The 19,277-nt window shown below is 70.5% G+C and carries 21 protein-coding genes and 1 pseudogene; 13 read left to right on the forward strand and 9 right to left on the reverse strand.

Annotation, left to right across the window (positions count from 1 at the left end; all coding sequences use genetic code 11):
• The first annotated feature begins 242 nt into the window (after window positions 1-242).
• Complete coding sequence (locus tag ACWC94_RS25770; protein ID WP_450799387.1) at window positions 243-593, forward strand: hypothetical protein; 351 nt, start codon at window positions 243-245, stop codon at window positions 591-593.
• A gap of 10 nt (window positions 594-603) precedes the next feature.
• Here ACWC94_RS25770 and ACWC94_RS25775 read toward each other — a convergent pair whose 3' ends face one another.
• Window positions 604-1,296: a FadR/GntR family transcriptional regulator gene (locus ACWC94_RS25775; RefSeq protein WP_450799388.1), complete on the reverse strand. Its 693-nt coding sequence runs from the start codon at window positions 1,294-1,296 to the stop codon at window positions 604-606.
• An 82-nt stretch (window positions 1,297-1,378) separates the two neighbouring features.
• Here ACWC94_RS25775 and ACWC94_RS25780 point away from each other — a divergent pair, with 82 nt between their 5' ends.
• The 4 genes from ACWC94_RS25780 (at window position 1,379) to ACWC94_RS25795 (ending at window position 3,933) form a co-directional block, all read left to right on the forward strand.
• On the forward strand, window positions 1,379-2,707 hold the full coding sequence (locus ACWC94_RS25780; RefSeq protein WP_450799389.1) for a CynX/NimT family MFS transporter: 1,329 nt from the start codon (window positions 1,379-1,381) through the stop codon (window positions 2,705-2,707).
• Window positions 2,708-2,816: 109 nt separating this feature from the next.
• Complete coding sequence (locus tag ACWC94_RS25785) at window positions 2,817-2,936, forward strand: SGM_5486 family transporter-associated protein (protein WP_263636869.1); 120 nt, start codon at window positions 2,817-2,819, stop codon at window positions 2,934-2,936.
• Between the two features lie 193 nt (window positions 2,937-3,129).
• Window positions 3,130-3,336, forward strand: a complete 207-nt coding sequence (locus tag ACWC94_RS25790) for a hypothetical protein (RefSeq protein ID WP_450799390.1) — start codon at window positions 3,130-3,132, stop codon at window positions 3,334-3,336.
• 78 nt (window positions 3,337-3,414) lie between these two features.
• Complete coding sequence (locus ACWC94_RS25795; RefSeq protein WP_450799392.1) at window positions 3,415-3,933, forward strand: SixA phosphatase family protein; 519 nt, start codon at window positions 3,415-3,417, stop codon at window positions 3,931-3,933.
• Between the two features lie 72 nt (window positions 3,934-4,005).
• Here ACWC94_RS25795 and serB read toward each other — a convergent pair whose 3' ends face one another.
• Entirely contained in the window at window positions 4,006-5,229 is a 1,224-nt protein-coding gene (gene serB, locus ACWC94_RS25800) for a phosphoserine phosphatase SerB (protein WP_450799394.1), read from the reverse strand.
• Window positions 5,230-5,424: 195 nt separating this feature from the next.
• Window positions 5,425-5,661 carry a hypothetical protein gene (locus ACWC94_RS25805; RefSeq protein WP_450799395.1) on the reverse strand — a complete coding sequence of 79 codons (237 nt, stop codon included), beginning with the start codon at window positions 5,659-5,661 and terminating at the stop codon, window positions 5,425-5,427.
• Window positions 5,662-6,467: 806 nt separating this feature from the next.
• Between ACWC94_RS25805 and ACWC94_RS25810 the strand changes: the two genes are divergently transcribed.
• Entirely contained in the window at window positions 6,468-9,053 is a 2,586-nt protein-coding gene (locus ACWC94_RS25810) for an FHA domain-containing protein (RefSeq protein ID WP_450799396.1), read from the forward strand.
• Between the two features lie 82 nt (window positions 9,054-9,135).
• Here ACWC94_RS25810 and ACWC94_RS25815 read toward each other — a convergent pair whose 3' ends face one another.
• Both ACWC94_RS25815 and ACWC94_RS25820 read right to left on the reverse strand, forming a co-directional pair.
• Window positions 9,136-9,912, reverse strand: coding sequence for a transglycosylase SLT domain-containing protein (locus ACWC94_RS25815; RefSeq protein WP_450799397.1), 777 nt, complete (start codon window positions 9,910-9,912; stop codon window positions 9,136-9,138).
• A 298-nt stretch (window positions 9,913-10,210) separates the two neighbouring features.
• A pseudogene (locus tag ACWC94_RS25820) lies at window positions 10,211-10,378 on the reverse strand (S-adenosylmethionine:tRNA ribosyltransferase-isomerase); the annotation flags it as partial.
• A 112-nt stretch (window positions 10,379-10,490) separates the two neighbouring features.
• On the opposite strand from ACWC94_RS25820, the gene ACWC94_RS25825 reads away from it, so the two are divergent.
• The 3 genes from ACWC94_RS25825 to ACWC94_RS25835 all read left to right on the forward strand — a co-directional run bounded on the left by ACWC94_RS25825 (window position 10,491) and on the right by ACWC94_RS25835 (window position 12,729).
• Window positions 10,491-11,678 (forward strand): GAF domain-containing sensor histidine kinase, encoded by a 1,188-nt coding sequence (locus tag ACWC94_RS25825; RefSeq protein WP_450799399.1) that lies wholly within the window; start codon window positions 10,491-10,493, stop codon window positions 11,676-11,678.
• Entirely contained in the window at window positions 11,671-12,312 is a 642-nt protein-coding gene (locus ACWC94_RS25830) for a response regulator (protein WP_450799400.1), read from the forward strand. Before ACWC94_RS25825 ends, ACWC94_RS25830 begins: the two co-directional genes overlap by 8 nt.
• Window positions 12,313-12,483: 171 nt before the next feature.
• Window positions 12,484-12,729: a chaplin gene (locus tag ACWC94_RS25835; protein WP_450799401.1), complete on the forward strand. Its 246-nt coding sequence runs from the start codon at window positions 12,484-12,486 to the stop codon at window positions 12,727-12,729.
• Between the two features lie 68 nt (window positions 12,730-12,797).
• Here ACWC94_RS25835 and ACWC94_RS25840 read toward each other — a convergent pair whose 3' ends face one another.
• Window positions 12,798-13,586, reverse strand: coding sequence for a hypothetical protein (locus ACWC94_RS25840; RefSeq protein ID WP_450799402.1), 789 nt, complete (start codon window positions 13,584-13,586; stop codon window positions 12,798-12,800).
• 150 nt (window positions 13,587-13,736) lie between these two features.
• On the opposite strand from ACWC94_RS25840, the gene ACWC94_RS25845 reads away from it, so the two are divergent.
• The 3 genes from ACWC94_RS25845 (at window position 13,737) to ACWC94_RS25855 (ending at window position 16,081) form a co-directional block, all read left to right on the forward strand.
• A complete protein-coding gene (locus ACWC94_RS25845) occupies window positions 13,737-14,528 on the forward strand; it encodes an ABC transporter ATP-binding protein (protein WP_351247562.1) in 792 nt (263 codons plus the stop codon).
• Between the two features lie 61 nt (window positions 14,529-14,589).
• Entirely contained in the window at window positions 14,590-15,021 is a 432-nt protein-coding gene (locus tag ACWC94_RS25850; protein ID WP_450799405.1) for an NfeD family protein, read from the forward strand.
• Window positions 15,022-15,133: 112 nt separating this feature from the next.
• Window positions 15,134-16,081, forward strand: a complete 948-nt coding sequence (locus tag ACWC94_RS25855) for an SPFH domain-containing protein (protein WP_450799407.1) — start codon at window positions 15,134-15,136, stop codon at window positions 16,079-16,081.
• A gap of 60 nt (window positions 16,082-16,141) precedes the next feature.
• On the opposite strand, the gene ACWC94_RS25860 is transcribed toward ACWC94_RS25855, so the two are convergent.
• The 3 genes from ACWC94_RS25860 to ACWC94_RS25870 form a co-directional block, all read right to left on the reverse strand.
• Window positions 16,142-16,648: an HNH endonuclease gene (locus ACWC94_RS25860; protein WP_450799409.1), complete on the reverse strand. Its 507-nt coding sequence runs from the start codon at window positions 16,646-16,648 to the stop codon at window positions 16,142-16,144.
• Between the two features lie 168 nt (window positions 16,649-16,816).
• A complete protein-coding gene (locus ACWC94_RS25865) occupies window positions 16,817-17,356 on the reverse strand; it encodes a YbhB/YbcL family Raf kinase inhibitor-like protein (protein ID WP_450799411.1) in 540 nt (179 codons plus the stop codon).
• A gap of 45 nt (window positions 17,357-17,401) precedes the next feature.
• Entirely contained in the window at window positions 17,402-18,184 is a 783-nt protein-coding gene (locus tag ACWC94_RS25870) for a sporulation protein (protein WP_450799412.1), read from the reverse strand.
• Between the two features lie 99 nt (window positions 18,185-18,283).
• Here ACWC94_RS25870 and ACWC94_RS25875 point away from each other — a divergent pair, with 99 nt between their 5' ends.
• Window positions 18,284-18,934: a DNA-3-methyladenine glycosylase gene (locus tag ACWC94_RS25875; RefSeq protein WP_450799414.1), complete on the forward strand. Its 651-nt coding sequence runs from the start codon at window positions 18,284-18,286 to the stop codon at window positions 18,932-18,934.
• Window positions 18,935-19,277 lie beyond the last annotated feature (343 nt).

Below are 19,277 nucleotides of genomic sequence, written 5' to 3' on the forward strand. Positions count from 1 at the left end.
ACGAGACCACCGTCAGCACGGTCTTGCCTTGTATGTGGCCCTGCGCGGCTCGCATGTGTGCGCTGCCCGCCTCGGGCAGCGGGTAGGCCCCTTGGGGGCGCGGGCCTCGGCCGTGGCGGTGACCAGGCGGGGGAGGTCACCCGTTCGGCCCACCGGCCGGGCGCCCACCGGCCCGGGCGGCGCACCCTGGATTACGCGTTCACCCACGCGTCCCTCCGCAGCCCGGCCGAGGAGGTCCCCTTGTGCGCCTGTCCCGCAGCCTGGCCCCGGTGACCGTGGCCGTGGCCCTCGTGCTCTCCCTGCCGTACGAGGCGATGCCCTACGCGCGCGTGGACGACGGAAAGCCGCCCGCGCCGAACCTCTTCGGGGCCGTCTGCCGGACGACCGTCCGCGGCTCCCATGCGGTGGCCTACTGCCACAACCCCTATGTCGACATCGATCGCGTGCGTCTGCACATCGAGTGCGCCCGCTGGTGGGACATCGACACCGACAGCGCACCGGTGGACACCGAGCCCGCCATGACCGTACGGCTCGCCGGCCGGTGCTGGAAGGAAGTCCGCTCGGTGTGGATCAGCCACCAGAGGGAGCGCTGAACCGGCCGAGTCAGCCGCTGGAAGGCGCGCTGAACCGGCCCGGGCGGCACAGGAACGGATAGCTCCCGGCCTCGGCCGCCGCCGCCTCCGCGTCCCCGGTGCGGATCGCGTCCACCAGGCGGGTGTGCTCCATGTGCGTCTCCGGGGTCAGCTCCGCCCCCACGTCCGCGCGCAGCCAGTCCCGCAGCACCTCGCCCAGATCGGCGTACATCGCCGTCATCACGTCGTTGTGCGAGGCGGCCACGACGGCCAGGTGGAAGGTGGCGTCGGCGGTGACGAAGGCCTCCGCCCCGCCCGCCTCCCAGGCCGCCTCGCGCCGCTCCAGCAGAGCGTCCAGCTGCTTGAGGTCCTTCTCGGTGCGCCGCTGGGCGGCCAGCCTCGCCGCCGCCGACTCCAGCGCGGCGCGCAGCTCCGCGATGTGCCGGGGGTCGGCGCCGGCGAACCGGCGGTGCATCACGCCGGCCAGCTCGCTCGTCGCCACCACATAGGTGCCGGAGCCCTGCCGGATGTCGAGCAGACCGTTGTGGGCGAGCGCGCGGACGGCCTCGCGGACCGTGTTGCGGGCGACGCCGAGCTGCTCGACCAGTTCCGGCTCCGTCGGGATGCGCGAACCGACCGGCCACTCACCGGAGGTGATCTGGTTGCGCAGTTCCGCGATGACCTGCTCGGACAGCGCCGAACGGCGCGGGTGGCTCAGGGGCATGGCACACCTTCGCACGACGGTCCCGGGCTCGGCGCTCCCGGGAGTGGACAACCAATCATCCCATGATTCTATGATGGCTCTCATGGCACGTGAGGAAACCCGGACAGTGGAGACCCGTACGGCGATGTCACCGACCGAACGCGGTACGGCCCCCGCGACGAGCACCCCCGAGACGGCCCCCGGCGCGGGCCGCACACGCGCGTGGGCGACCCGCCTGGTCGTGGTCGGCATCGTGCTGTCCGCGCTGAACCTCCGTCCGGCCATCACGAGCCTCGGCGCCCTCCTGGAGGAGGTCCGCGACGGGCTCGGCATGAGCGGCAGCGTGGCCGGCCTGCTCACCTCCGTGCCCCCGCTGTGCTTCGCCGTCTTCGGTGTCACCGCCCCCCGCCTGGCCCGCCGCTTCGGGCCGGCCGCGGTGGTGTGCGCCGGCATGGCCGCCATCACCGCGGGCCTGCTGATACGGCCGTATCTCGGCAGCACGGCCGGCTTCCTGGCCGCCAGCGCGCTCGCCCTGATGGGCATCGCCGTCAGCAACGTGCTCATGCCGGTCATCGTCAAGCGCTGGTTCCCCGACCGGGTCGGCTCCATGACCGGCCTGTACTCGATGGCCCTCGCCCTCGGCACCTCCCTGGCCGCCGCGGTCACCGTCCCCCTGACGGACGCCATGGGCGGCAGCTGGCAGTCCGGTCTCGCCGTGTGGGCCGCCCTCGCCGGCGCCGCCGTCCTGCCCTGGCTGCCGCTCGTACGGGACCGCGGCACCGCGCCCGCGCAGCCGCAGCCGCAGCCGCAGCAGCCGCATGCGACGGCGCGACGGGACGCGCCGCTGCGCATCACGCGCAGCCGCACCGCCTGGGCGCTCGCCGTCTTCTTCGGTCTGCAGGCCACCGCCGCCTACATCACCATGGGCTGGATGCCGCAGATCTTCCGGGACGCCGGCGTCCCGGCGGGCACCGCGGGCGTGCTGCTCGCCGTCACCATGGTGATGGGCGTGCCGCTGGCCTTCGTCATCCCGCGGGTCGCCACCCGGCTGTCCCACCAGGGACCGATCGCGCTGGTCCTGGGCGTGTGCGGCCTCGCCGGATACGCCGGCCTGTACGTCGCACCGGCGGCCGGAGCCTGGGCCTGGGCGCTGCTGCTCGGCGTCTCCAACTGCGCCTTCCCGCTGGCCCTCACCATGGTCGGCATGCGGGCCAGGAGCGGCCAGGGCGTGGTCCAGCTGTCCGCGTTCGCGCAGAGCACCGGCTATCTGATCTCCATTCCCGGCCCGCTGCTGGTCGGCGTGCTCTACCAGCACAGCGGCGGCTGGGGACTGCCGATCGCCCTCATGACGGGTCTGATGGTGCCGCAGATGGTGGTGGGCTTCCTGGCGGGCCGCGACCGCACGGTCGAGGACGAGGCGGCCGGGCGCTGACCCGCGCGGAGGAGATCGCTGACCCGCGCGGACGAGATCGCTGACCCGCGCGGACGAGATCGCTGACCCTCGCGGAGGAGATCCGGAGAAAGGGTGCGAGACTGGGCGCATGCAGCCTGTGCTCGACCCGAACCCGCAGAACGGTCAGAAGAAGATGCTTCTCGTCTTCGGCTCGTTCTTCGCCATCTTCGCCGTCATCGCCGTCATCGCGATCATCGCCTCCCCGTGACCGGCGCGGCCGGGCGGCGTCCCGGCCCGTTTCCGACGGGGGACGGTGGGGACAGCCCCCCATCCCCTAGGGGGTAAGGGTCAGGGTCAACTGGGTGGAAGTCCGGATGGGTTGACGGACCTGGATTCCGTAGCTTCGAGACGTGACCGCACGACACGGTCACGGACCCGCTCGAAGACCCACGGAGGCGATCATGTCGGCCCGCACCCCTTCCCGGCCCCACCCGGCGACCACGGGCGGCGTCGACATCCGGCTGCCCTGGTGGGCCCTCGCCCTGCCCGCGCTCGCCTTCACCGCCCTCCTCGTCCTGATACTGAACCCGTCGGACGCGCACGCGGCGAGCAGCGATCCGGCGATCACGCACCTCGTCGAGCGCGCCCAGCAGCTCCTCGCGCGCTGACGCGGCGCCTCCGCGCGCGGTGAATCCCCATGTCAACTCCCTGCGCCCCCTGGCCTGTTTCATGCGAAGCTGGGTTCCATGAGCGCCGCAGACCCTCGCAGGATCGTCCTCCTCCGGCATGCGAAAGCCGACTGGCCCCAGGTGTCCGACCATGAGCGCCCGCTCGCCGAGCGGGGCCGCAAGGACGCCGTGGTCGCCGGACGCAAGCTGGCCGACACCGGTATCACCTTCGACCTGGCCCTGTGCTCCACCGCCATCCGGACCCGCGAGACCTGGAAGCTCGCCGTCCACGAGCTGGCACACCGGCCGAAGACCGTCTACGAGGAGCGGGTCTACGAGGCCTCGCCCGGCGAACTGATCGCCGTGCTCAACGAGACCCCGGAGGACGTGCGGAACGTGATCCTGATCGGCCACAACCCGGGCGTCCACGGCCTGGCCGACATCCTGTCCGGCGCGGCCGAGGGCGACGCCCGCGAGCGGATGAACCGCCGCGGCTTCCCGGCGGCCGGCTTCGCGGTGCTGTCCTTCGACGGCGCCTGGAAGGCCCTGGAGCCGGGCGCGGCCACCCTCATGGACTACTGGGCGCCCACCGAGTGATCCCACGCGGACGCGAGGGCCCGGCACCCGTGCGGTGCCGGGCCCTGCCGCATCCCGGCCGGCCGGACCGGCTCAGCCCTCGTCGTGCGTGTCGGCCGCCTCGACCTCTTCGCGGGTGACGCCCAGCAGATAGAGCACCGTGTCGAGGAAGGGGAAGTTCACCGCCGTGTGCGCGGCCTCGCGGACCACCGGCTTGGCGTTGAAGGCGACGCCCAGACCGGCCGCGTTCAGCATGTCCAGGTCGTTGGCGCCGTCGCCGATCGCCACCGTCTGTGACAGCGGCACCCCGGCCTCCGCGGCGAACCGGCGCAGCAGCCGCGCCTTGCCGGCGCGGTCCACGATCTCACCGGTGACCCGTCCGGTGAGCTTGCCGTCGACGATCTCCAGCGTGTTGGCCTGCGCGAAGTCCAGGCCCAAGCGTTCCCTCAGATCGTCCGTGACCTGCGTGAAGCCACCGGAGACGACACCGACCTGGTAACCGAGCCGCTTCAGCGTGCGGATCAGGGTGCGCGCGCCCGGCGTCAGCCGGACCTCGTTGCGCACCTTCTCCACCACGGAGGCGTCCAGTCCCTCCAGCAGCGCCACGCGCGCGTGCAGCGACTGCTCGAAGTCCAGCTCCCCGCGCATCGCCGCCGCCGTCACCTCGGCGACCTTGTCCTCGCAGCCGGCGTGCGCCGCGAACAGCTCGATGACCTCGTCCTGGATCAGGGTGGAGTCCACGTCCATGACCACCAGGCGCTGAGCGCGCCGGTGCAGACCCGCCGAGACGACCGCGACGTCGACACCCAGTGCCGCCGCGTCGGAGGCCAGAGCCGTGCGCAGCGGCTCGGTCTCCACACCGGAGACGGCGAACTCCACTGCCGTCACCGGGTACTTGGCGAGCCGGAAGATACGGTCGATGTTGCCGCCGGCCTTCGCGATCCGGGCGGCGATGGCGGCCGTCGACTCGGCGGTCAGCGGATGGCCGAGAACGGTCACCAGAGAACGCCCGAGGCCGCGCGGCTGGTTGTCGCCGTGCCCCGAGATGATCTCCGCCTGCATCTTCATCGACTCGGCCCAGCTGTGCACAGTGGCCCTCAGATCGCCCTCCAGGCCGGCCGGCGGCTGGGTGACCAGCGCGCACAGCACCAGGCGGCCCCGGGTGACCACCTGCTCGATGTCGACCACGTCGACGAGGTAGGCGGCGAGGGTGTCGAAGAGGCCGGCCGTGATGCCCGGCCTGTCCCTGCCGAAGATCTTGACAAGGAGAGTGGGGACCTCGGGGGTCTGCGAAGCGGAGGTCTGCGAAGCGCTCATGGTGTCACCACCGTATCCGGCACCCAGTGCCGTCCGCCGCCGAGGTCCGCCTGACGGACACGGAACAGTGGATGACGCACCGGTGTCAGGGATCTTGCCACCGGGAGACACCCTGGTCCCGCACACGGCGGCCCCCGGCTCCACCTCGACTGTGCCACGAGATGCCCTGCCGGGCAGGGCCGGAGGCCCGCCGACTCAGGTTCCGCGCAGGAAGCCGTCCCCGTGAGCGGAGATGTGGGCCTCCAAAGCGGACAGGGCCTGCTGAGTGGACTCCGCCGAACCGGAACCGCGCCGCTCGGCGTAGTACGCCGCCCCCAACTGCTTCAGCAGATCATTTCCGGCCCGCTGCTGCTGGAGCTCGTCCACCTTCTGTTTGCCCTGGTTCAGGGCGCTCTGAGCCTGTTCCTTGGCCCGGTCGAGAAAGTTCGCCATTACTGCCTCCCATCGCCTAACGCCATCACTTCCCGCTTCCCGGCTCCGCATACTCACCCGAAGGGCGGCACGGCCGATCACATGACGCGCCTCTTGGTGGGGCGGAGCCCGACGGCCGGCGGCCGGCCGTGCGGGGATCGCGACGGCGACCATGGAGCTCCGCGTCAGGCGGCCGGTCCTGTGGCCGTGTCCCGGAACACCCGCGTTCGCCGTGTCCCGGCAGACCCTCGCTCCGGCGCCAGGGCGCCGTGCGGTCAGGACGGCATGCTCCGGGTCCCGGCCCGGCACCCCGTCCGGCAGCACCGGCCCTCCCGCTCAGCCGGAGGAGCCCGCGGGGGACACCGGTGGTGTGGCTGCGGGGCCGCGTCGGCGCTCCGCGCAGGAGGGCCGAGACCGCCGCCGTATCACCGGTGCACGACGGAGCAGCGTGAGCCGTGTCCAGGGGGAGCCGGCCACGGCCCCGGCTTGCGTCAGACCGCCCGGCATCACCCGGAAGGACACCGTCACCGTGCCCGTGGGGGCGAGGAGTTCGGCCGGGGCGGCCACAACTCCGTCGGTGGGCACGGGGCGTGGGAGGAAACACGACAGCGCCCTCAATTGTCCCTCTGGTCAGGTTTGCCACTCTCCAGTCCGGTTTCACCCCGGTCAACCGGGGTCACGCGGCGAGTTGGAGCGCGTACAGGCGCTCGTGACAAGGCCCGGGTTTCGGTCACGGGGCTGAGCCTGAAATAGTTCCCCACGATGTTCGACATCCCTAGACTCCCTGCGATGGGGGAAATTCGGGGGACAACTCAGTGGGGCATGGAGTGCCGGAACTCGTACTGGAATCAAACGGACGGACCTGGACGTTGGACCCGTCCAGGCCCTACACCCTCGGACGCGATCCGCAGGGTGACATCGTCTTCGACGACGCCAGGGTGTCCTGGCGGCACGCCACGGTCAGCTTCAACGGCCGCAGTTGGGTCATCGAGGACCACGGCAGCACCAACGGCACGTTCGTGCAGGGCCGGCGGGTCCAGCAGACGGAGATCGGGCCTGGTACGTCGCTGCACCTCGGCAACGCGACCGACGGACCGCGGCTGAACCTGTCCGGTGCCGCGGTCGGCCAGCAGCAGTCGGCGCCGTACGCCGCGCAGGGCGCCGGCGGGCCGGCCTGGGCCCAGCCGGCCCCGGAACAGCAGGCTGCCGCGCAGCCGCAGCCACCGGCCCCCCAGCCGGCCGTACCGCACCAGGCGCCCGCGCAGCAGCAGGCCCCGCAGCCCGGCTGGCAGCAGCAGGCGCCCGCGTTTCCGCAGCAGCAGGCGGCTCCCGCCGACCAGTACGGGCAGCCGGCACCCGGTGGTGGCGCGGGGGCGCCGCCGGCCCACGGCGACCGCAGCCCGACCACGTTCCACCAGTTCGCGCTCGACCGCGTGATGCGCATCGGCCGTGCCCTGGAGAACGAGCTGGTCGTCTCCGACCTGCAGGTCTCCCGGCACCATGCCGAGTTCCACGCCACGCCCGACGGCCGCCTGGAGATCCGCGACCTCGGCTCGCACAACGGCACCTACGTCAACGGCCAGCCGATCCCCAAGGGCGGCTCGGTGCAGCTGGGCCCGGCCGACATCGTCGGCGTCGGCCACTCCACCTTCCGGATCGTCGGCGACCGCCTCGAGGAGTTCGTCGACACCGGTGAGGTCTCCTTCTCCGCGCGCCACCTGACCGTCACGGTCGACGGCGGCAAGCAGATCCTGCGGGACGTCTCCTTCGGTGTCCCGGAGAAGTCGCTGATCGCGGTCATCGGCCCGTCCGGTTCCGGCAAGTCGACCTTGCTCAAGGCGCTCACCGGCTACCGGCCCGCCAACCAGGGCGAGGTGCTGTACGACAACCGGAACCTGTACAAGCAGTTCGCCGAACTGCGCCAGCGCATCGGTCTGGTCCCGCAGGACGACATCCTGCACAAGGAGCTGACCGTCAAGAAGGCCCTGAAGTACGCGGCCAAGCTGCGCTTCCCGGCGGACACCACCGGGGCCGAGCGCGACGCCCGTATCGACGAGGTGCTGCGCGAGCTGAAGCTGGACATCCACAAGGACAAGAAGGTCACGTCCCTGTCCGGCGGTCAGCGCAAGCGTGTCTCGGTGGCCCTGGAGCTCCTCACCAAGCCCTCGCTGATCTTCCTGGACGAGCCGACCTCCGGCCTCGACCCGGGCATGGACCGCGACGTCATGCAGCTGCTGCGCGGCCTCGCCGACGACGGCCGTACGGTCCTCGTGGTCACCCACTCGGTGGCCGAGCTGGCGCTGTGCGACAAGCTGCTGGTGATGGCGCCGGGCGGGGCGGTCGCCTACTTCGGCCCGCCGGAGGAGGCGCTGAACTTCTTCGGCTACGACAGCTGGGCCGACGTCTTCTCCGCCTTCGAGAACTACCGCGACTACGACTGGGCGGGCCGCTGGAAGGGCTCGCAGCACTACCAGCTCTACGCCGCGGACGTCGACTCGGTCGCCCCGCAGGCGGTCCAGATGCCGCCGATGCAGGCGATCAGGCCGCCCAAGCCGCAGGGCTGGTTCTCCCAGTTCGTCACCCTGGTGCGGCGCTATGTGTCGGTCATCGTCTCCGACCGCGGCTTCCTGGCCCTGATGGTGCTGCTGCCGGCCGTCATCGGCGCGGTCAGCCTGCTGATCCACCCCGACCGGGGCCTGCTGCCCAACGGCGTCAATCCGCGGACCGGGCAGATCGTGCCCAACGGCACGGCCACCACCGTGCTGCTGATCCTCGCCGTCGGCGCCTGCTTCTCCGGCGCCGCCAACTCCGTCCGCGAGCTGATCAAGGAACGGGTGATCTACGAGCGGGAGCGTGCGACCGGCCTGTCCAGGTCGGCGTACCTGATGTCGAAGGTGTTCGTGCTCGGCATGATCACCGTCCTCCAGGGGCTGCTGGTCGGCGTCATCGGCTTCGCCAAGCGTGAGATCCCGGACCAGGGCCTCATCCTCGGCCATGCCTCGCTGCTGGAGCTGAGCCTGCCGATCATGGGGCTCGGCTTCACCGCGATGATGTTCGGCCTGATCATCTCCTCGCTGGTGAAGACCGCCGAGAAGACCATGCCGCTGCTGGTGATGTTCGCGATCATCCAGGTCGTCTTCACCGGCTGCCTGTTCGCCCTGCACGGCACGGTCGGCGTCGACCAGTTCTCGTACCTGATGCCGTCACGCTGGGCGGTCGCCGCGGCCGGCGCCTCGCTGGACTTCAACCGGATCAGCCCGCCGGAGACCGCCGGCGACAACGACCCGCTGTGGAACCACACGGCGGGGGCCTGGACCGGGGACATGATCGCGCTGGTCGTGCTCGGCGTGATCTGCGGCTTCTTCGTGGCCCGCTTCCTGCGCCGGCACGAGCCCGAGGTCATGCGGAAGTAACCGCGCCCCGGCACGGACGCCGAAGGGCGGCGCCCCCTGCGGGGTGCCGCCCTTTCGCGTCTTCGAGAGGTCCGCGCCGACCTCAGTACGCGCTGTTGACGTTGTCGATCGAGCCGTACCGGTGGGCCGCGTAGTTGGCGGCGGCGGTGATGTTGGCGACCGGGTCGTAGATGTTCGAGGAGGTGCCCGCCACGTGGTACGTGTTGAAGGTGGGCTGGATCACCTGCAGCAGGCCCTTGGACGGGATGCCGTTGACGGCGTTGATGTCCCAGTTGTTGATGGCCATCGGGTTGCCCGAGGACTCACGCATGATGTTGCGGTGCAGGCCGCTGTAGGAGCCCGGGATGTTGTGCTGCTTCATGATGTCCAGCGCCTGCCGGATCCAGCCGTCGAGGTTGTTCGCGTAGGTCTTCGCGGCGACCGGCTGCATCGGGATGCGCTGCGCGGAGCGGCTCGCGGCCGCCTGGGCGGCGCGGTCCTGCGCGGCCTTCTTCACGGCGGCGTCGATGGCGGCCTTCTTCGCCGCGGCCTCGGCGCGCTGCTTGGCGGCGGCCTCGTCGGCGGCCTTCTTCTGGGCCGCGAACGTGTCCAGCTTGACCGTCTCGGTGGCGAGCTGGTCGGTGACGGTGCCCTTGACGTTCTTCAGCGCGGTGGCGGAGGCGACCTGGGCGGAGGCGACCTGGGCGGAGGCGACCTGGGCGGTGGTGGCCGGGGCGCCGGTGGTGACGGTGTCCGCGTGGCCGGGGACGGCCGACAGGGCGATGGCGGCGGTGCCGAGAGCGGCGACACCGGCGACGGCGATCTTGTGCTGCTTGCTCAGGACACGACTATGAGCACGGTTGAGGATGTTCTTGGGCATGGCTGATGGACCTCTTCGTTTGCGCGGAGGTCGCTCCTGCATCCGCCGGGGGAATCGGCTCCTCCCGCACGAACGCCGCGGGCCGAAAGCCGCGGCGCTGAGCGACGGAAGCAATTCTTAGCGGGCGCAAAATGCCCAGGCAAAGGTGTGACGTACTATCCCCGATAGTGGATCAGGGATGGGCAAAACGGGACAGACTGGACCGTCTGTCCCGTTCACCCGGGGAGGTTTATCTCCTATGTCCGTTCGTACGTGATGTGGGCCCTATGCGCGGGCTCACATCGGAGAGGTAACAGTCTCACCTGGAGTTGCCGCCGCAACGCGCTGCGTGACGGCCCTCCTCCGGGAGGACGAGATGCACGTCGCCGAACTCGTCCCACAGGTAGAGCCGCCGCAGCGCCTCGTCGTAGGCACGGCCGACCGCACTCCGGCCCGCGACCGCCTCCAGCATCAGCGGAGGGGAGGCACTCCACCTCGCAGCCGGCCTGATCCAGACGACAGGGCCTAGGCCCAGCGGACCAGGGCCGGCCGTCACAGGTCCGATCCGCGCTGTCACACCCCGCCGGTACGGTGAGGACATGAGTCAAGGCCCCCGGTCCGGCCTCGCCGCGGTCAGTTCCGCGCTGCTGGCCATGAGCAGGCACCTGGAGGTGCGCGACGTCCTCAAGACGATCGTCGCCTCCGCCCGCGAACTGCTCGACGCGCAGTACGCCGCCCTCGGCGTCCCCGACGACCACGGCGGTTTCGCCCAGTTCGTCGTCGACGGCGTCAGCGACGCACAGTGGAAGGCCATCGGCCCGCTGCCCCGCCAGCACGGCATCCTCGCCGCGATGCTGCACGAGGCGAAGGCCGAGCGCCTCGCCGACGTACGCAAGGACCCCCGCTTCGAGGGCTGGCCGTCCGCGCATCCGGACCTGGTCGACTTCCTCGGCCTGCCCATCCGCGACGGCGACGAGGTCATCGGCGCGCTGTTCCTGGCGAACAAGCTGCGTCCCGCGGAGGGACACCCCCCACACCCCCCACACCCCCCGTGCCTCCGGCCGGAGGGGAGCTGCGGCTTCACCGAAGAGGACGAGGAACTGCTCTCCATCCTCGCCCAGCACGCCGCCATCGCCCTCACCAACGCCCGCCTGTACGAGCGCAGCCGCGAACTGACCATCGCCGAGGAACGCTCCCGCCTCGCCCACGAACTGCACGACGCGGTCAGCCAGAAACTCTTCTCGCTGCGCCTGACCGCCCAGGCCGCGGCGGCCCTCGTCGACCGCGACCCCACCCGCGCCAAGGGCGAGCTGCACCAGGTCGCCGCGCTCGCCGCCGAGGCCGCCGACGAACTGCGCGCCGCCGTCGTGGAGCTGCGCCCCGCCGCGCTGGACGAGGACGGACTGATCGCCACCCTGCGCACCCAGATCCAGGTCCTCGACCGCGCCCACACCGCGCGCGTGACCTTCACCAGCAACGGCTTCCGCGCCCTGCCCGCCGCCCAGGAGGAAGCCCTGCTCAGGGTCGCCCAGGAGGCCCTGCACAACGCCCTGCGCCACTCCGGTGCCGCACACGTCGACGTGAGCGTCCAGCGGCGCGGCTGCGGAGCCGTCCTGCGCGTCGCCGACGACGGCAACGGCTTCGACCCCCAGGCGGTCCGCCGCGCCGGACGCCACCTGGGCCTGGTCTCCATGCGGGACCGGGCGAGCGGGGTCGGCGGCGCACTGAGCGTGGAGTCGGCGCCCGGCAAGGGCACCACGATCGAGATGGAGGTCCCCGGTGGCTGACACAATCAAGGTGCTGCTCGTCGACGACCACCAGGTCGTCCGCCGGGGCCTGCGCACCTTCCTGGAGGTGCAGGACGACATCGAGGTCGTCGGCGAGGCCGCCGACGGCGCCGAGGGTGTCGCCCGCGCCGCGGAGCTGCGGCCGGACGTCGTCCTCATGGACGTCAAGATGCCGGGCCTGGACGGCATCGACGCCCTGCGCAGGCTCCGCGAACTGGACAACCCCGCGCGCGTACTGATCGTCACCAGCTTCACCGAGCAGCGCACGGTCGTCCCGGCGCTGCGCGCGGGGGCCGCCGGATACGTCTACAAGGACGTGGACCCCGACGCCCTCGCCGGCGCCATCCGTTCCGTGCACGCCGGCCACATCCTGCTCCAGCCGGAGGTCGCCGGCGTCCTGCTCTCCCAAGAGGAGAGCAACTCCGGGCAGGGGAGGGGGAGTTCACTCACCGAACGGGAGCGTGAGGTGCTCGGCCTGATAGCCGACGGCCGCTCCAACCGCGAGATCGCCCGCGCCCTGGTGCTGTCCGAGAAGACCGTCAAGACGCACGTCTCCAACATCCTCATGAAACTGGACCTCGCCGACCGCACGCAGGCCGCCCTGTGGGCCGTTCGCCATGGCGTGACCGGCTGAAGCGTCCTCGCCAAGGCATCACCGAGGGCAACGCGAGGGGTCAGGCTATGGACTGAGATTCATACCGTCGTGGGAATGTCACTCGGATGGCGCACCCTCCGGCGGTCTCCGCCGTTCTCCAGTGCGTGCCGCGGTGAACCGCCGCGGTGACCGTCTAGGAGGGGTTGGAAAGTGAAGAACCTGAAGAAGGCCGCGGCCGTGACGATGGTGGCCGGTGGCCTGGTGGCCGCGGGCGCGGGGATGGCCTCCGCCACGGAGGGCGCCCACGCCTGCGGCGACGCCCTGGGCTCCCCGGGGGTCATCTCGGGCAACGTCATCCAGGCCCCGGTGCACATCCCGGTGAACGCGGTCGGCAACAGCGTGAGCGTGATCGGCGTGCTGAACCCGGCCTTCGGCAACACCGGTCTCAACCACTGAGCTCCGCCCCACAGCGACCACAGGCCTCCCGTGTGCACCGGGAGGCCTGTCTGCTTTCCGCCGGTCGCCTACCGCGCCCCCCGCTCCCGCTCCTCCACGAACGAGTTGTAGGCCGCCACCTGCGCCCGCCGCGCCGTCCGCTCCACCGGCCGCAGGGCCTCCGAGCGCGCGGCCATCTCGGCGGAGCTGACCGCACCGCCGTGCCCCTTGCCGTACGCCAGGGACACCAGCAGCCCCACCCGCTGCGCCAGCTCCAGCACCCGCACCGCCCGTGGTGGATACCCCGGGGCCAGCACCTCCCGCCCCCGCTCCGCCCGCGCCCGGTACGCGTCGATCGCCGCCTCCGCCACCGGCCCCGACCCGGCGACGTCCAGCTTCGACAGCACCGCGGTCGCCTCGCGCAGCGCGTCAGCGAGCTCCCGCTCGGCCTCGCCCAGCGACGGCACGTCGGCGGGCGGCGCCTCCCGCACCGGCAGCACCTGCCACACCACCTCGGCATGCACATCACCCTCGGGACCGGCCTCGTACGCCTTGGGCACCAGGCCGAACGCGGCACCGAAGCAGACCACCGCCTCCCCGGCCTCCAGCGCCCGCGCATTGAATTCCGGCGGCCCGCTCAGTCCCAGCGGATGCCCCGGCACCGGCAGCGCGACCCGCAGCCCCGTCGCCCCCAGCGTCCGCAGCCGCCCCAGCGCGAGCGTGAGCCCGACCTGCGCGGCTTCCCCGGGCAGTCCCTCCACCCGGTGCACGGTGTCCTCGCCCACAATGGCGAGCGCGGCGTCATCCGGGGAGGCAAGTCCGGCCAAAAGGGCATTTCCCCAAGCGGCAAGGCGTCCTGAACGCGATTCCGAGAGCATGCCCCCACCCTAAGGACCGGACCGATGGAATGGTGCCGGGCACTCGTGGCGTAGATTTCATAAGGGCTGCGCCCACCGGCGCGGCGGACCGAGCCACAGGCGTACGCGACAGCCGAGACCGGCCACACTGCAAGGGGAGACAACGCGCTCATGAGCGATGTTCTGGAGCTTCAGGACGTATCCGTGGTCCGCGAGGGCCGGGCTCTGGTGGACCAGGTCTCCTGGTCGGTGAAGGAGGGGGAGCGCTGGGTCATCCTCGGCCCCAACGGCGCCGGCAAGACCACGCTGCTGAACGTCGCCTCCAGCTACCTCTTCCCCAGCAAGGGCACCGCCACCATCCTCGGTGACACCCTCGGCAAGATCGACGTCTTCGACCTGCGCCCCCGCATCGGCATGGCCGGCATCGCCATGGCCGAGAAACTCCCCAAGCGCCAGACCGTGCTCGAGACCGTGCTGACGGCCGCCTACGGCATGACCGCCCACTGGCAGGAGGAGTACGACGAGGTCGACGAGCAGCGCGCCCGCGCCTTCCTCGACCGCCTCGGCATGAGCGACTACGTCGACCGCCGCTTCGGCACCCTCTCCGAGGGCGAGCGCAAGCGCACCCTGATCGCCCGCGCCCTGATGACCGACCCGGAACTGCTCCTGCTCGACGAGCCCGCAGCCGGCCTCGACCTCGGCGGCCGCGAGGACCTGGTCCGCCGCCTCGGCCGGCTCGCCCGCGACCCCATCGCCCCCTCGATGATCATGGTCACGCACCACGTCGAGGAGATCGCCCCCGGCTTCACCCACGTCCTGATGATCCGCCAGGGCAAGGTCCTCGCCGCCGGACCGATCGAGCTCGAACTGACCTCCCGCAACCTCTCCCTCTGCTTCGGCCTCCCCCTCGTCGTCGAGCAGGTCGGCGACCGCTGGACCGCTCAGGGCCTGCCGCTGTCCTGACCCCGCCCGCGCTCCGGTTCGCGCCCTGTCCGCCGCCCGACCCCGGCCCTACCATGACCACGTGAACGACATCGACGCCTGGGTGTGGTGGCTCGTCGGCGCGGCGGCGCTCGGAATCCCGCTCGTGGTCACCGCGATGCCGGAGTTCGGCATGCTCGCGGTGGGAGCCGTCGCCGCCGCCGTCGTCTCAGCCCTCGGTTTCGACGCCGTGATCCAGGTCCTCGCGTTCGTCGTCGTCTCCGTCGCACTCATCGCCGTCGTCCGCCCCATCGCTGCCCGGCACGGCAGACAACGCCCCCAACTCGTCACCGGGGTTGACGCCCTGAAGGGCAGGCAGGCAGTCGTCCTCGAGCGCGTCGACGGCTCCGGCGGCCGCATCAAGCTCGCCGGAGAGGTCTGGTCGGCCCGCTCCCTCGACACCGGCCGTGCCTACGAAGTCGGCCAGGAGGTGGACGTCGTGGACATCGAAGGGGCCACTGCCATCGTCATCTGAGCGAACCGGCCCACGAGTTGGGCGACGGTCTGTCAGACTCGACCAGCAAGATCTTCAACAACCAGCGGGATCTGCCGAGAGCGCCGAGGCGGAGAGGGGTACGGGGAACACGATGGAACCGGTCATCATCGTCCTGGTCATTCTGGTGGTGTTGGTCTTCATCGCCCTGATCAAGACCATCCAGGTCATCCCACAGGCCAGCGCCGCCATCGTCGAGCGCTTCGGCCGCTACACACGCACGCTGAACGCGGGCCTGAACATCGTGGTCCCGTTCATCGACACCATCCGCAACCGCATCGACCTGCGCGAACAGGTCGTACCGTTCCCGCCGCAGCCGGTGATCACCCAGGACAACCTGGTCGTCAACATCGACACGGTCATCTACTACCAGGTGACGGACGCCCGAGCGGCCACCTACGAGGTCGCCAGCTACATCCAGGCGATCGAGCAGCTCACCGTCACCACCCTCCGCAACATCATCGGCGGCATGGACCTGGAGCGGACCCTGACCTCCCGCGAGGAGATCAACGCCGCCCTGCGCGGCGTCCTCGACGAGGCGACGGGCAAGTGGGGCATCCGCGTCAACCGCGTGGAACTGAAGGCCATCGAACCCCCCACCTCCATCCAGGACTCGATGGAGAAGCAGATGCGCGCCGACCGTGACAAGCGCGCCGCGATCCTCACCGCCGAAGGAACGCGCCAGGCCGCCATCCTCACCGCCGAGGGCGAGAAGCAGTCCCAGATCCTGCGCGCCGAAGGTGAGGCCAAGGCCGCCGCACTGCGCGCGGAGGGCGAGGCCCAGGCGGTCCGCACGGTCTTCGAGGCCATCCACGCCGGCGACCCGGACCAGAAGCTCCTCTCCTACCAGTACCTCCAGATGCTCCCGAAGATCGCCGAGGGCGACGCCAACAAGCTCTGGATCGTCCCCAGCGAGATCGGCGACGCCCTCAAGGGACTCTCCGGTGCCATGGGCAACTTCGGACCCCTGGGCGGCGGTTCGGGCAACGGCTCCTCGGGCAACGGCGGCACAGAGCGCCGGGAGAAGCCGTCGATCGACTGACCTCCCCGTACCCGAAGAGGGGCTCGCCTTCCGTGGAAGGCGAGCCCCTCTTCGTACGAACTAAGCGGCGGCCTGTGACAGCCACTCCGGCAGCGCCTCGAACTCCTCGGCCCCCAGGGCCAGCAGCATCGCGTCCTGGGGAGTCGGCTCGAACGGCTGGCGGAGCAACGGCATACCCGCCTGCTCCGGAGTCCGGTCCGCCTTGCGGTGATTGTCCTCCGCACACGACGCCACCGTGTTCAGCCACGAGTCGGCGCCACCCTGCGCCCGGGGCACCACGTGGTCCACGGTCGTCGCCCTGCGCCCGCAGTACGCGCACCGGTGCCGGTCCCGGACCAGCACACCCCGCCTCGACCACGGAGCCTGTCTTCGGAACGGCACCCGTACATACCTGCACAGCCTGATCACCCGGGGCGCGGGTATGTCCACATCGGCACCGCGCATGCGCAGTTCGGGATGGGCCTGCTCGACGACGGCCTTGTCCTGGAGCACCAGCACGACGGCTCGGTTCAGCGTCACCGTCGACAGCGGCTCGAAGCTCGCGTTCAGCACCAGCGTGTCCCGCATCCAGCCCACCTCCCGTGTGCACCTGCCCACCCCCCGGCGGGCTTGGATCAACTCTGGACGGGCGCGCCGAGATGGACAACGCAATAAAAAATGCCCGCCTCCGATCACTTCCAAGACCGAAGACGGGCAAACGTTCAATGAACGCTTGGCTGAATCGCGGCGCCGCGCTCAGCCCTGCGCCGGGTTCTCGTACTCACCGATGAGCTGCGCACGCGCGATCGTGTGGAACCGCAGGTTGAAGCCGACGACGGCCGGCGACGCGTCCGAATCCGGCCCGAGCCTCTCCTTGTCCACCGCGTACACCGTGAAGACGTACCGGTGCGGCCCGTCCCCGGGCGGCGGAGCGGCACCACCGAAGTCCTTCGTCCCGTAGTCGTTCCGCGCGTGTACGGCACCCTCCGGCAGCCCCTCGAACTTGCCGCCGCCCGCACCCGCCGGCAGCTCCGTCACGGAGGCCGGGATGTCGAACAGGACCCAGTGCCAGAACCCGCTGCCGGTCGGCGCGTCGGGGTCGTAGCACGTCACGGCGAAGCTCTTGGTCTGCGGCGGGAAGCCTTCCCAGCGCAGCTGCGGCGAGGTGTTGCCCTCCGCGTGCACCTGGGCGCTCTTCAGCGTCGCGCCCTCCTCGACATCCGCGCTCGTCACCGTGAACGACGGCACGGGCGGATGGAAGTCGTGGGGGAGCGGCCGCCGCTTGAGCTCGGTCACCTCGGTACCTCCTGATCGATGATCTGGAACCAGCAGTTCCCGAGCCTAGAACCAGTTGCGCTTGCTGCCGACCTCGGACAGCCACTGGTTGAGATAAGCCGCCCAGTCGGTCCCCTGCCAGTCGTTCAGCCCCACCTGGAAGGACCGGTAGGTGTCCGAGCCCTCGCTGAACAGACCCGGCTTCTTGTCCATCTCCAGGACGACGTCCATCGCGTACTCGTCGGCCACGAAGCTCAGCTCGACCTGGTTCAGACCCCGGTACTGCGACGGCGGGTAGAACTCGATCTCCTGGTAGAACGGCAGCCGCTGGCGAGTGCCCCGGATGTGACCGCGCTCCATGTCCGCGTTCTTGAAGCGGAAGCCCAGCTGGATGAACGCGTCCAGGATCGCCTTCTGCGCCGGCAGCGGATGCACGTTGATCGGATCCAGATCGGTGGAGTCGATGGCCCGCGCGATCGCCAGCTCGGTCGTCACCCCGATGTGCATCCCGCGCAACGCCTGGCCGTCGATCATCGTGACCGGCGTCTCCCAGGGGATCTCCAGACCGAACGGCACCGCGTGCACGGCACCCGCCTGCAGCTCGAAGGCACCGCCGAGCCGCACCTTCGTGAACTCGATGTTCTGCTTGTACTCCTCGTCGCCGCTCTCCACCTCGACCTTGGCCTGCAGACCGACCGACAGCCCCTCGATGTCCTGGTTCACGGACCCGCCCTGGATCCGCACCTCACCCTGGACGACACCGCCCGGCACGACGTTGACCTCGGTCAGCACCGTCTCGACCGAGGCCCCGCCGGCCCCCAGGCTCGCGAGCAGCTTCTTGAACCCCATTGACTCTCCCTTTACGAACGGACCTCGCCCCTACAAACGCGATGCGCCCCCGACCGGTTCCACCGGCGCGGTGCACCGTCTGCACTACCCTCGGAGGGCATGATCGCGCCCCCGGACCGTACGCCACTGCCCCGAGAGTTCTTCGACCGCCCGGTCCTGGAGGTGGCACCGGACCTGCTCGGACGCGTCCTGGTCCGTACGACCTCCGACGGTCCGATCGCCGTCCGCCTCACGGAGGTCGAGGCGTACGACGGCCCGAACGACCCCGGCTCCCACGCCTACCGCGGCCGCACCGCCCGCAACGCGGTGATGTTCGGCCCGCCGGGACACGTGTACGTCTACTTCACCTACGGCATGTGGCACTGCATGAACCTCGTCTGCGGCCCCGAGGGCCGTGCGAGTGCCGTCCTGCTCCGCGCCGGCGAGGTGATCGAGGGCGTGGACCTGGCCCGCAAACGACGGGTTTCGGCCCGGAACGACAAGGAACTGGCCAAGGGTCCGGCCCGCCTGGCGACGGCCCTGGAAGTCGCCCGCGCGCTGGACGGTACGGACGCGTGCGCCGCCGGCGAAACGCCGCTGAGGATGCTGACCGGTACACCGGTTGCCCCTGACCAGGTACGAAGCGGCCCCCGTACCGGAGTCGCCGGCGAAGGCGGGAACGGCGACATCCATCCCTGGCGTTACTGGGCAGCCGGCGACCCGACAGTGAGCCCCTATCGAGCCCACGTACCGAGGCGCCGCCGAAGTTGACGCGCCTTGCGAAGGTGCGTAATGTATCCCGAGCCGCTGAACCGGGTACGGCGATCGCCTGCAGCCGGAGCGGCCAACCCACTACCTAGCTACAGCCCCTCGGCGGGGTCGTTTCTGGCGCGTCCGCGTGCCCGAATTCGAACTCGCGAGACTCGATTATGAGTCGCCGAGAGAATGAGCTAACGTAGTGAATGTCGAAAGGGCGGACGGCGAAAGCCGAAAGCCCCGGAGACAACCCGCCGACAGGGAATCGGATCGAGAAAAGATCTGATAGAGTCGGAAACACCGAAGGGAAGCCCGGAGGAAAGCCCGAGAGGGTGAGTACAAAGGAAGCGACCGTTCC

It is taken from the genome of Streptomyces sp. NPDC001135, from assembly GCF_053598395.1.

Bases quoted from the DNA above. Each gene is read 5' to 3' on its own strand.
- ACWC94_RS25845 (WP_351247562.1), top strand. From the start codon at position 13,737: ATGAGCGATGTTCTGGAGCTTCAGGACGTATCCGTGGTCCGCGAGGGC.
- ACWC94_RS25855 (WP_450799407.1), top strand. From the start codon at position 15,134: ATGGAACCGGTCATCATCGTCCTGGTCATTCTGGTGGTGTTGGTCTTC.
- ACWC94_RS25785 (WP_263636869.1), top strand. From the start codon at position 2,817: ATGCAGCCTGTGCTCGACCCGAACCCGCAGAACGGTCAGAAGAAGATG.
- ACWC94_RS25775 (WP_450799388.1), bottom strand. From the start codon at position 1,296: ATGCCCCTGAGCCACCCGCGCCGTTCGGCGCTGTCCGAGCAGGTCATC.
- ACWC94_RS25790 (WP_450799390.1), top strand. From the start codon at position 3,130: ATGTCGGCCCGCACCCCTTCCCGGCCCCACCCGGCGACCACGGGCGGC.
- ACWC94_RS25870 (WP_450799412.1), bottom strand. From the start codon at position 18,184: ATGGGGTTCAAGAAGCTGCTCGCGAGCCTGGGGGCCGGCGGGGCCTCG.
- ACWC94_RS25875 (WP_450799414.1), top strand. From the start codon at position 18,284: ATGATCGCGCCCCCGGACCGTACGCCACTGCCCCGAGAGTTCTTCGAC.
- ACWC94_RS25815 (WP_450799397.1), bottom strand. From the start codon at position 9,912: ATGCCCAAGAACATCCTCAACCGTGCTCATAGTCGTGTCCTGAGCAAG.
- ACWC94_RS25780 (WP_450799389.1), top strand. From the start codon at position 1,379: ATGGCACGTGAGGAAACCCGGACAGTGGAGACCCGTACGGCGATGTCA.
- ACWC94_RS25840 (WP_450799402.1), bottom strand. From the start codon at position 13,586: ATGCTCTCGGAATCGCGTTCAGGACGCCTTGCCGCTTGGGGAAATGCC.
- ACWC94_RS25795 (WP_450799392.1), top strand. From the start codon at position 3,415: ATGAGCGCCGCAGACCCTCGCAGGATCGTCCTCCTCCGGCATGCGAAA.
- ACWC94_RS25805 (WP_450799395.1), bottom strand. From the start codon at position 5,661: ATGGCGAACTTTCTCGACCGGGCCAAGGAACAGGCTCAGAGCGCCCTG.
- serB (WP_450799394.1), bottom strand. From the start codon at position 5,229: ATGAGCGCTTCGCAGACCTCCGCTTCGCAGACCCCCGAGGTCCCCACT.
- ACWC94_RS25860 (WP_450799409.1), bottom strand. From the start codon at position 16,648: ATGCGGGACACGCTGGTGCTGAACGCGAGCTTCGAGCCGCTGTCGACG.
- ACWC94_RS25825 (WP_450799399.1), top strand. From the start codon at position 10,491: ATGAGTCAAGGCCCCCGGTCCGGCCTCGCCGCGGTCAGTTCCGCGCTG.